Raw genomic sequence first — 11,850 nt, 5'->3', positions numbered from 1 at the left:
GACAATAAACTATATTGTTTTAATAGGAGATGGGGAAATGGAGAGTGCTTTTAGAGCTCTATAGACTTTTTGTTAAAAGGGGGATCATATGGTAGAACGGGTAACAGCGACGAAAGAAGCACTTCAATTGTTAGAAAAGTTGAAACGTGAACATGGCGAATTAATGTTTCATCAGTCTGGAGGCTGCTGTGATGGAAGCTCACCAATGTGCTACCCTCTCCATGAGTTTCGTGTCGGTGATGCGGATGTGTTATTGGGGAGTATTGCTGGGGTGCCATTTTATATATCAAAGGATCAATATGAATATTGGAAGCATACACAGCTTATTATAGATGCAGTTAATGGCAGGGGAGGCATGTTCTCCCTAGAAGGGCCTGAAGGGAAGCGTTTTTTAACGAGATCTAGAGTTTTTACGGAACAAGAACAATTAACTTTAGAACAATAAGAAAAGGATACGCATATTCCCATGTGCGTATCCTTCTTCATACCAAGCGCTATTTCTCATGAATGGTAGTCAAAGTACGTTAACAGTTATTCTTTCATTTTATGGAGTATTTCTACTGCCTTTTCTGTAGAAAGACCACTATTGCCTTTTGTTTCTTCAATCATAATAGAAACAATAATGTCTTCATCGTCTGTAGGATAACCAACAAACCAACCGTTTTCCTGACCGTCACTATCACTAGTTAATTTTAACTCAGCCGTCCCCGTTTTACCCGAAACAGGGAATTTAGCATTTTTTGCAGAACGCTTTGCTGTTCCATCTACAACAACATCTCGCAGTGCTTCTTTGATTATGTCCGCTTGCTTTGGTGTAATTAATTTATCTTTCCACACTTGTGCCTTCTCTTCACTTGTTAATAAAGTTGGTTTTAGCATGTTCCCGTCATTTAAAAATGCTGTATAAGCTGTAGCTAGGTGTAACGAGCTCATTTCTACTTCGCCTTGACCATAGCTTGTATTTGCTAGTAGCACTTCATCATCTAGCTTTTCTGAAGTGGATATAGAAGATGCTGTAATCGGGTATTCAAATGGGAAATCCGTACCTAAGCCGAATGCTTTCAGTCCTTCAACGTAAGCTTTTGCACCCATATCGACAGCTTGCATGGCGAAATAGATATTATCAGATCGAACGATAGCATCATGTAGGTCAACAGGGCCGTTTGATTCGGATACACGTGTTACCTCATAATCTCCCCAGCCTTCTCCGTTACTCCAAGTAAGACCACTTATTTTTAACCCCTCTTTTGGATCAATCGTTCCATTTTTCATTCCAATTGCCCCAGTAATTGGTTTAATTACCGATCCAGGAGCATAGGTGGAAGAAAAACGATTTAAGAGTGGATTTTCTTTGTCCTCTTCTAGTTTTTTCCAAATATTTGCTGTTGATCCATATAATATCTCATTTGGATCAAAAGAAGGGCTGGATACTAAGCCAAGCGTTTCCCCTGTTTTTGCATCTATGACAGAGGTTGTAGACTTATCGCCACCTAGTGTGTTATAGATTTTCTCCTGCACATTTATGTCGATGGTTAGCTTTACATTCTCGCCATCTTTGGCCTCTTTTTCTGTGAGAATCGTCTCTTCTCCATCATTTATAACTTTAACAGTACTCCCTTTTATGCCGCGTAGCTGTTTTTCATATAATTTTTCTAATCCTCTTTTACCAATAGTATCTTGTGCAGAGTAATTATTTTCCTTCTGTTTTTTTAACTCTTCTGCAGTTACTTGTCCGATATAACCGACGAGTGCTCCGGTAGCTGCTCCCCCTGGATAGATTCGTCCTGTCGTTTCTTGCCTAGTAATACCATTGATAGCAACAAGCTCATTCCAGAGCGCTTCATCCTCTTTCGTAATTTTTGCTATTGGCACAAATAAATTTGGCTCTACCCAACTGGCATTCAGTTTTTCGTCAATTGATTCAATAGATAGTCCAAGTAGTTGGGCGATTTTTTTCTTGTTTTGTTCTGCATCTTCCCCAAGGTTCTCAGGTACAATTCCTATTTCATAAATGGTATCATTCATCGCAAGAGGCATATCATTGCGATCACGAATCTCGCCTCGAGCAGGTGTTGTAGAATCAATCCGGAGCTCACCGCTATCTTTCATTTCTGGGAAAATAAAACCAGTGTCCCAATCTACATACCAGTTTTCTTTATCCTTATCCTCTTGCTTGATTAGATTTGCTTCGTAATCAAAAGATATAGGACCTGCTGTTGTTTTCATGCTTACGGAAAAAGGAATGGATACTTTTCCATCTTTCATCGCTTTTTCACTTTCTTTATCACTCAATGTTTCTGCTTCAATTTTTAAATCAGAAACATTTAAATCCTGATAAATTTTTTTATAACGATCGACGAATTGTTCTGTTGGATAATTTTCTTTAGCTGATTTGCTTAACATGGCATACATTTTATCGAATTCTTTCTCGTTCCAATGATTGATATAATTGGAAAAGCGATCGCTTGGTGTTGCGTTATCGTCAGAACAGGCAGTTATAGCTCCTACTAACAATATGATTGCGATAACAATTAATTTTCTCATAGTAACCTCCCTTTATTTTAAATTAGCAAAGTAACATGGACGTACAGTTCTTTCATGTTATTTTATTACAAACTATTTCGCATCCATATGCGTTTTAATCTCAGACTGTACACGACTGAACTCCGAGTCAGGGACAACATAAAACCAAACCCCACCAATCATTTGACCGTTCCCTTTCATTTCTATCGTGGATATGTTATTTCTCGTGTTTCGATAGTTGCTGAATAACGTCTGCATATCATCCATGTCCAAATTCGTCTTGACATTATCCCCGAGTATGGTAAGTATTTCTCCAAACTTAGTAATGCTTGAAAAGCTAGCTCCTTTATTAATAGCAGCCATGATTACTGCGCGCTGTCGTTCATTACGACCTAAGTCACCTCTGGGATCATTTTTTCGCATCCGTATGTAGTCTAATGCTTGTTCTCCGTTTAATTGCACGTCACCTTTTGGAAATTTAGAACCCCCTTGAGAAAAAGCGGTCTTATTCGTGACGGTCACTCCACCTAATGCATCAATCCCTTGTTTAAAACCTTCCATGTTGACACTGGCATAGTAATGTACTGGAATATTAAAGTTTTCCTCCACGGTTTGGACGGATAGTTCTACATCTCCGAACGCATATGCGTGATTAATTTTATCTTTTCCTCTACCAGGAATGTTGACATATGTATCACGGGGGATACTTATCATTTTCATTGCATTCGTTTTTGGATTAAGCGATAAAAGGATCATCGTATCCGATCTTCCTTTATCCCCGCTTCGTTCATCGACTCCGAGCAGTAAAACGTTCACAGCTTTTGTATCTTTAAAGATAGCTTCGAGTTCTTTTTGTCGTTCTGGATCATTGTCACGTGAAAGTGGGTTATGCATCGTGTCAACTGTGTTATCAATTTGATTCCAAATGTAAAAAATAGTTGCTCCTACAATTAACAGAATGGCTATGAAGATGCCACCTAGCCATAGCGGCCATTTCCGTTTCTTTTTGCTTTTCTCCATTCTCGTACTCAATAAATTCACTCCTATATCATTATTCTTGTTAAGTTAGCTATATTCCTTATGGGGAAACGAATTTTTAACAATGTATAAAGTATAAAAAATGTGCCGTTTATAAAAAAGTAAACTATATTGATTTAGAGATAACTAAAGTATTTCTAAAGATAATTATAAAGCCACCTTAATCTAACTTGGGCTTAACTACAGCCAGTTTGAACATGCGCTTATTTGAAAGTGTTTTTCTAAGATAATAGAAGGCTGTTAGTGTTATTTGTTCATATTTTACACCTTATTGCATTTGTCTAGATGCAAACTATAAAACCAATTACGGTTTGATTATATCGAAATTAGTCGTATTCGTCTATTTTTCCTCTCCTTTCAATTTTGTAAGCAAGTGCATATACCTGTAGATAAAGTATTCGTTTTGTACCAGAAGGAAATAATATAAAATAATTTTTCGGAAAAATCGAACTATCACCAAAGATTATGGCGCATGCTTCTCCTTCGTTTTTACTTGTACTTCGCTGTTTTTATTCAGAGGGAATCCCAATTTTATTTTAGTGACATATAATATAGTGCCTAAAATATTTGGCGCACCTTTACTAAGAAACGTAAAAATTTCCCCGCCAGTTTTAGCAATAGGCCAAGTTTTTCTTATTTTAAAATAAGAGCGGGACGGAGGATTGCATTTTTAACACAAAATGAGCTACTTCAACCAACGCTAAAAGTAAGTAAGTAATAAGGATTCAACTTTATGTATATTCCTAATTATGAAAAAAATAGCGAAATCATTGTATAACTGTGTAAAGTTTAGTAGAATTTATAGTGATTTGGTAAAAAATTATAAAATTATTGAAGCTTCATGTCAATGATTCATTTACACAAAATGGAAGTTTAGAGGTGGGAAATGAATGGGTGAGCAGGAAAAGTATAAAAATTTATTAAAAAAGGTTATTCAAGAAACAGAGAATCAAAATATAAACTCTTCACAAGAAATGGTGAACATGCTTGTTAAAGAATTAAGGAGTATTACGTTAACAAGTTCAGTGGCACCTAAATCTTAAAACTAAGAAGTAGTATTTCAATATCTGGGATGCTACTTCTTCATATGTTATTAGCATTATATTTTTGAGGAATTTATGGTATAAATTATGTTGATAGCAAAAATTTGTCAGCAAATCGCAAAGTGATAACTGATTATAAAAAATGTGAAGGATAACACAAGTTGTGTTATTATGGTGCTTCATGCAAGAAATGATGTTTTTAATAGATAATGGTGATTTTGCTTTAATGCAGAATACATATTTTACGTCAAAGGAAGGAAGCGACCTGAAATGGATAAAACTTTGCCTATGTTCATTAAAAACGCTACTATATTCACAGAAACGACAATCATCAAAGATGGCAGTTTGCTTTTAGATGGAGGGAAAATTAGTTCTGTTCACCAACATGGTGATTTTCCATCTTGTTTACCTGAAGCAACACAAGTGATAGATGCAAATGGTTTATCTGTAATCCCAGGCTTTATTGATGGACATATTCATGGTGCGAATGGTTCAGATGTGATGGATGCTACGGAAGCAGCTATAGATACGATGAGTAAAACGCTTCCCAAAGAGGGGACGACTAGTTATTTAGCGACAACGATTACACAGTCTCCTGAACAAACGGAAGCGGCTTTAAGAAATATACGTGATTACGTCAATAAAATTGGTCAAGCAGAAGTTGTTGGGGTGCATTTGGAGGGGCCATTTATTGAAAAGAAAAAAGCGGGTGCTCAGCCATTACAATACATTAAAGATCCCGACATAGACGTATTCAACCGCTGGCAGGAACTATCTGGAAACAAAATAAAAACGATTACAATGGCTCCAGAGCTTGATTCGAATGGAGCGTTTATAAAAAAATTAGCTGCTGATGGGGTCAATGTGTCTGCAGGTCATACGAATGCTACCTTTTCTATGATGCAACAAGCTGTAAAGCATGGGGTTAAGCAAGTTACACATCTTTGTAATGCTATGAACGGTATTCATCACCGTGATATTGGCACAGTTGGTGCAGCAATGCAACTAAAAGAGATACGTGCAGAACTCATTGCAGATGGTATTCATGTTGTACCAGAAATGCTGCAACTTATTTATCAAAACATTGGTAGTAAGCGACTACTTTTAATTACAGATGCGATGCGGGCAAAATGTTTACCTGCTGGTGAGTATGAGTTAGGTGGACAGCCCGTACATGTTTCTACAGATAGAGCAGTATTAGAAAATGGTACTTTAGCGGGAAGCATTTTAAAGATGCAGGAAGGTGCGCAAAACATGTTGCGTTTAACAGAAGCTTCCATGCATAACATTATTGAAATGACTGCTGTAAATCCTGCCAAACAAATAAACATATATGATCGAAAAGGTAGTATCACACCAGGAAAAGATGCCGATGTTCTCATTGTTGATGAACAGCTAGATATAAAGTATACATTTTGCAGAGGGAAAATAGCATTTAAAGGAGATAGAGAAAATGGAATTAATGAAGGTTCGTAATTATGGAGAGTTAAGTGAACGTGTCGGAGAAATGGTTATTGAAAAAGTAAATGCGCTTGAAAAACCAGTACTAGGTTTGGCAACAGGATCTACTCCGGAAGGATTATATGAGTATTTAATTAACCAATATAAAGCGGAAAAAGTATCATTTGAACATGTTGTTACTTTTAATCTTGATGAATATGTAGGCTTAGAAAAAGAAGATATTAATAGCTATAACTACTATATGAATGAAAAACTATTTAAACATATTGGTATACCAGCTCATCAAACATACTTGCCAAATGGTAATGCACTTGATCTTAACGAAGAAGCTATAAATTATGAAAAACGTATTAAACAGGCAGGTAATATAGATTTGCAAATTCTTGGTCTAGGTTTAAATGGGCATATTGGTTTTAATGAACCAGGAACTCCGTTCACAAGCAGAACGCATATTGTGCAACTGGATGAGTCTACGCGTCAAGCAAATGCACGTTTTTTTATATCGCTTGATGAAGTACCTACGCAAGCAATAACAATGGGAATTGAAACCATTATGGAGAGTGAGCAAATTGTATTGCTTGTCTCAGGGGAAGGCAAAGCGGGAGCATTGAAACGAGTAGTGAATGGTGAAGTAAGTGAAGAATTTCCGGCTTCCATATTGCAAAAGCATAATAATGTTATTATTATAGCAGATGAAGCGGCGTGTAAGTTACTTTAATAAAGGGCTCACTATGAAGCAGTAGTAAGCGAATGTTTGAAGCTGGAGAGGAATAAAACAAGAGTCAAGGTAATGTTCATCTCCGAAGAAATGAGTCTTAATTAGAACAATTTTCAAGGGAACTCTTTTGAAAGAAGAGCTCCCTTGAAATGGTAAGAAGGATAATTATCAGCTTTTATACGTCTATTTCAAGGTAAGTCGTATCTGTTTTGTTTATTCTTGCTTGATCATTGGTTAATTCAACTATAAAAGCTTCAAAATCTGCTTCTGCTCCTACTTCGACATAAACATGGTATGTGACTTGATCTGTGTATTCTGTTTTGTGTAAAATGTATTCCGCTTGTCGTAGAGCATGTTCTAATTTACCAGATAATCCATAATCCGCAGTCACCGTATACCCTTGCATGCGCTGGCGCTTAACCACTCCAGTTGTTTTAATTGCTTGTGAAGTTGTGCTCCCATATGCTCGAATGAGACCACCTGCTCCAAGCTTAATACCTCCAAAATAACGTGTGACAACAACTGCAGTATCTTTCAATTTTTGTTTCTTCAGTACTTCTAGAATAGGCACTCCTGCTGTTCCGCTAGGTTCTCCGTCATCATTCGCTTTTTGAATTTGGTCGTGCTCCCCTATTATATAAGCAGAGCAGTTGTGTGTTGCATCATGATGTTTTTTCTTTATTTCTTGAATGAATTTTTGCGCATCTTCTTCCGTTTCAACTCTTTTAACATATCCGATAAACCGAGATTTTTGTATTACAATTTCGTCTTGTCCTTTTCGTTTTACAGTATAATAACGATCGAGCAATTTCCATTTCCTCCTTGGTACTTGCGTGTTAAAATAAGATAGATTCGTTTCGTAAACCGTTGGATTATAGTGCTAACAAACAGTGTATATTCTCGCGTTTTCTAGTATTAATACTTGCAATCAAACAGATTAACGATAAAATTATATAACCTACAACAAAGGTTTTATAGGTAGAAAAAGGGATATTATACATCATAAAGTGAATCTTTCATTCACAAGATTTTCTTTTATAGGCTATGGAAAAAAACGGGTTTACAAAAAATGTATAAACATGTCCTTTTATCCCGGGTATAAAGTGCTGTAAGGCACCCATTTCAAGCATTAAAAGATGCTAGCTGACCAAGCCTAAGTGGGTGATAACAGCCACTTTGTTCTATGATAAGAAAGTGTAAAATTTGATGCTATGGTATAACCAAATATACGAGTGGGCCCCGCCCGGCTCCATCATCCAACAACTAGGCGACTTCAGTCCATTGCCTTACGGTACGTCATCATCGGTCCGTTCTAAATAGGAAGGCCGACTAAAGACGGGCTTGCTGAAGGACGCGGCATACTCCTGTTGCAGGAGCGTGATTTCTAAAACTTTAGTTAATTCGTTCCAGTCGCTACGCTGCTAAACGGGCGCCCCGAGCCTTTGTTCATCTAAAAAATCAGTGGGGGTTAAAGAAACACCACACGGATTGAAGCTTCACTTTATAGTAACTAAAAGTAGGAATAGAGATTCGGTTATATTTATAAATTGAGTACAAAGATGCATTTTACGTCTATCTTATGTATGCTAAAAGACCCTATAAAAAGTTGGACAGTTTGCGTATAATTATAACATAGGTTGGTGGGAAATGATGGCGCAAAGAATTAGCGATCGAGTTTTAGATTATATTATTCATGAGATGATTGAAGTAGTGCAAAATAGTAAAGATGAAATTTTTAGTATTAGTGAAGAAGCAAGAAAAGAGCATGAACATCTTGTGAAAGAGTTGCAAGATACAAAAATAAGGGTAGCACAACATATTAATGATGGTGACGATTTGGAACAAAAAGTTCGCTTTTCTCGTAGGAGACTAGCTGAAGTGAGTAAGCATTTCGATAGATACACGGAAGCCGAGATAAGAGAAGTATATGAAAAGACACATGCTATGCAGACTAAACTAGCCATGTTGCGTCAGGAAGAAAGTGTACTGCGTGAAAAAAGAGATGATTTAGAGAGAAGATTAGTTTCTCTTGCACAAACCATTGAACGGGCTGAAGGGTTAGCTGGTAAAATATCTGTGGTTCTTAATTATTTACATGATGACTTTAAACAAGTAAATGAAATGCTTGAAGAAGCAAAAGAAAAGCAGGAGTTTGGCTTAAAAATTATTGAAGCCCAGGAAGAAGAACGACGGAAAATTTCCAGGGAAATTCATGATGGACCGGCACAAATGCTCGCGAATATTTTATTGCGATCTGAACTGGTAGAGCGTACTTTTCTTAACCAAGACGTAGATCAAGCGCTGGTAGAAATCAAAAGTGTGCGTGAGATGATACGAACCTCCTTATACGAAGTAAGAAGAATTATTTATGACCTCCGTCCGATGGCTTTGGATGATTTAGGTTTAATTCCTACCATGAAAAAATATATCTCTACCACCGCAGACTATAATAATTTGAAAATTGAATTTCATGCATTTGGAGAAAAAAAGCGATTGCATCAAAAATATGAAATTGCTGTTTTTCGATTAGTACAAGAAGCTTTACAAAATGCTGTAAAACACGCAGAAGCTTCTTTAATTCAAGTGAAATTGGACATAGGAAAAAGTGATTTAACGATGGTAATTAAAGATAATGGGGTAGGGTTTGACCCTTCTTTAAAAAAAGATAAATCATTTGGATTAATTGGTATGAGGGAGAGAGTGGAGATGCTTGAAGGTGAAATGAATATCTCTTCAAGTATAGGAAAAGGAACAACTATTTACATAAAGGTTCCTTATACGTCTGTATAACGGTATAATAAAATAGAAGGCTCTAAAATTCCGATATGAAACAGAAGTTTTTTTCTAATGAAGATATTAACAAACCTGAACTTGAAGAAGCTTATTCATCGTAGGTACGTCTAGATATAGATAATATTTGATTCTATCATAAGGAATTCCAGGGGAAAGAAATTTATTTTTGATGCAGGAGGAACTATTATAATGACTGAGGAAAGAAAAATACGTATTGTTTTAATAGACGACCATAAATTATTTCGTGAAGGCGTAAAAAGAATATTGGATTTTGAATCGGCATTTGAAGTAGTGGCAGAAGGTGATGACGGTTCAATGGCTGCCAAACTTGTAAAGGAAAATAATCCAGATGTCGTGTTAATGGATATTAATATGCCAAATATGAATGGAGTTCAGGCAACCAAGGATCTTGTCCGTTATTTTCCAAATACAAGCGTCATTATTTTATCTATCCATGATGATGAGAGCTATGTTACCCACGCTCTAAAAACTGGGGCACAAGGTTACTTATTGAAAGAAATGGATTCAGAGGCATTGATCGAAGCGATTAAGGTTGTCAGTGATGGCGGTTCTTATCTGCATCCAAAAGTGACACATAACTTAGTGATGGAGTATCGTAGACTAGCAAAAGACAATCTATCGTCATTAGCGGAAAATGGTATAGAGTATAGGCAACCACTCCATTTACTAACAAAAAGAGAGTGCCAGGTATTACAATTATTGGCAGATGGTAAAAGCAATCGAGCTGTAGCTGAAACACTTTATATTAGTGAAAAGACTGTAAAAAACCATGTAAGCAATATTCTACAAAAAATGAATGTAAATGATAGAACGCAGGCTGTTGTTGCTGCTATCCGTAAAGGGTGGGTAGAAGTGATTTAGTAAGCACTCGACTGCTTCTACTTATTCGTAAATGAAACTACCATTTACAACAAGGCAAATTGTAGCTAATCAAACTATAAAAAGGAGCTGTCGCAAAATGCATAAAATGCATTTGCTGACAGCTCCCTCTTTTTTTTGCACTATAGGAAGTAGTTATGAGATTTTCCATCCCATGAAGGGAGTCTGCAGTGTATATAGTGAGAGCGATACCGTTAGCTAGGTACAAGAAAAACACGAAAAGTGTAGGATTTTTCCGTAGCGCCCACTAGCCATATTCCGTTTACATGTATGTCGAAATAATTATTGGTTTAAAAATGCATAAAACTGTGCATAAATAGAGTGCTGGAAATGTAGCGGTTGTAATTATGTCTAGAAAACTTGAGGCATACGCATACTTCCTTTATCTAAAACATGCATTTTTTATTAATTTCATGTAGAATATAGTAGGATTGTTGTACTAGTATATAAAAGCAAAGACTATATAAAGAGGAGAAGGTTTGCATGAAAGTTGCTGTAATGACAGACAGCACGGCCTATATACCCAAAGAAATACGGAATAAATTTAATATACATATGGTGCCATTAAGTGTCCAGTTTACGGATACTTCTTTTCAGGAAGAAATTGATATTACAACGGAAGAGTTTTATCAAAAATTAAAGGAAACGAACGAACTGCCAAAAACTTCACAGCCTTCGATCGGTTATATAACAAATGTTTTAGAGGATTTGGCTAAAGAATATGATGCGGTTGTTTCCGTCCATCTTTCTAGTGGTATTAGTGGTACATATCAGGCGGTAGTAAGTGCTGGTGAAATGGTAGACGGAATTGAAGTTTATGCATATGATTCGGAAATTAGTTGTATGGCGCAAGGTTTTTATGTATTAGAAGCAGTAGATATGGTGCAAAAAGGAAAACAGCCTAAGGAAATTATCCGTCGATTCGATGAGATGAAGCAAACGATGCGTGGATATTTTATGGTAGACGATTTAAGTAATCTACATCGTGGAGGACGTCTTAATGGGGCACAGGCCATTTTAGGTAGTGTGCTACAAGTAAAGCCAATTCTTCATTTTGTAGATAAAATAATTGTGCCATACGAAAAAATTCGTACCAAGAAAAAAGCGCTACAGCGGATACTTGATATGCTGGAAAAAGATGCTTCTGAAGGTGGGGCAATCAAGGTAGCTTTTGTTCATGCAAATAATGAAGTTGACGCTCTTGATTTGGAACAACGATTTTTAAAAAAATACCCTGACGCTGAAACGACGATCAGTTATTTTGGACCTGTTATTGGCACACATCTTGGAGAAGGTGCATTGGGTGTGACATGGTATAAGCAGAAATAGCATTTGTTACACGCTATGATAGTATAAAATTCTTAAGTAAAAAAA

Annotated in this window: 10 protein-coding genes; 7 read left to right on the top strand and 3 right to left on the bottom strand. The window is 36.5% G+C overall.

Annotation, left to right across the window (positions count from 1 at the left end; all coding sequences use genetic code 11):
• Positions 1-88 precede the first annotated feature (88 nt).
• Positions 89-445 (top strand): DUF779 domain-containing protein, encoded by a 357-nt coding sequence (locus tag BUB45_RS09110; RefSeq protein ID WP_073007665.1) that lies wholly within the window; start codon positions 89-91, stop codon positions 443-445.
• 86 nt (positions 446-531) lie between these two features.
• Here the strand turns inward: BUB45_RS09110 and BUB45_RS09105 are convergent, their stop codons facing one another.
• Positions 532-2,544, bottom strand: coding sequence for a penicillin-binding transpeptidase domain-containing protein (locus tag BUB45_RS09105; protein WP_073007663.1), 2,013 nt, complete (start codon positions 2,542-2,544; stop codon positions 532-534).
• 72 nt (positions 2,545-2,616) lie between these two features.
• Positions 2,617-3,564, bottom strand: coding sequence for an LCP family glycopolymer transferase (locus BUB45_RS09100; protein ID WP_342068349.1), 948 nt, complete (start codon positions 3,562-3,564; stop codon positions 2,617-2,619).
• An 887-nt stretch (positions 3,565-4,451) separates the two neighbouring features.
• On the opposite strand from BUB45_RS09100, the gene BUB45_RS19850 reads away from it, so the two are divergent.
• From BUB45_RS19850 to nagB, 3 genes are all read left to right on the top strand, one after another.
• Positions 4,452-4,604 (top strand): hypothetical protein, encoded by a 153-nt coding sequence (locus BUB45_RS19850; protein WP_162985848.1) that lies wholly within the window; start codon positions 4,452-4,454, stop codon positions 4,602-4,604.
• Between the two features lie 270 nt (positions 4,605-4,874).
• Positions 4,875-6,080 (top strand): N-acetylglucosamine-6-phosphate deacetylase, encoded by a 1,206-nt coding sequence (gene nagA / locus BUB45_RS09095; RefSeq protein WP_073007661.1) that lies wholly within the window; start codon positions 4,875-4,877, stop codon positions 6,078-6,080.
• Positions 6,058-6,783 carry a glucosamine-6-phosphate deaminase gene (gene nagB / locus BUB45_RS09090; RefSeq protein ID WP_073007658.1) on the top strand — a complete coding sequence of 242 codons (726 nt, stop codon included), beginning with the start codon at positions 6,058-6,060 and terminating at the stop codon, positions 6,781-6,783. Before nagA ends, nagB begins: the two co-directional genes overlap by 23 nt.
• Before the next feature lie 175 nt (positions 6,784-6,958).
• On the opposite strand, the gene BUB45_RS09085 is transcribed toward nagB, so the two are convergent.
• Positions 6,959-7,591 (bottom strand): YigZ family protein, encoded by a 633-nt coding sequence (locus BUB45_RS09085; protein ID WP_073007656.1) that lies wholly within the window; start codon positions 7,589-7,591, stop codon positions 6,959-6,961.
• Positions 7,592-8,433: 842 nt separating this feature from the next.
• On the opposite strand from BUB45_RS09085, the gene BUB45_RS09080 reads away from it, so the two are divergent.
• The 3 genes from BUB45_RS09080 (at position 8,434) to BUB45_RS09070 (ending at position 11,805) form a co-directional block, all read left to right on the top strand.
• On the top strand, positions 8,434-9,573 hold the full coding sequence (locus tag BUB45_RS09080; protein WP_073007653.1) for a sensor histidine kinase: 1,140 nt from the start codon (positions 8,434-8,436) through the stop codon (positions 9,571-9,573).
• Between the two features lie 192 nt (positions 9,574-9,765).
• Positions 9,766-10,458 (top strand): response regulator, encoded by a 693-nt coding sequence (locus BUB45_RS09075; RefSeq protein WP_073007650.1) that lies wholly within the window; start codon positions 9,766-9,768, stop codon positions 10,456-10,458.
• 501 nt (positions 10,459-10,959) lie between these two features.
• Positions 10,960-11,805: a DegV family protein gene (locus BUB45_RS09070; RefSeq protein ID WP_073007648.1), complete on the top strand. Its 846-nt coding sequence runs from the start codon at positions 10,960-10,962 to the stop codon at positions 11,803-11,805.
• The last annotated feature ends 45 nt before the right edge of the window (positions 11,806-11,850 follow it).

The sequence above is a fragment of the Virgibacillus chiguensis genome, from assembly GCF_900129865.1.
GTDB lineage: Bacteria > Bacillota > Bacilli > Bacillales > Amphibacillaceae > Virgibacillus > Virgibacillus chiguensis.
This window is presented reverse-complemented; position numbering and strand designations above follow the sequence as displayed.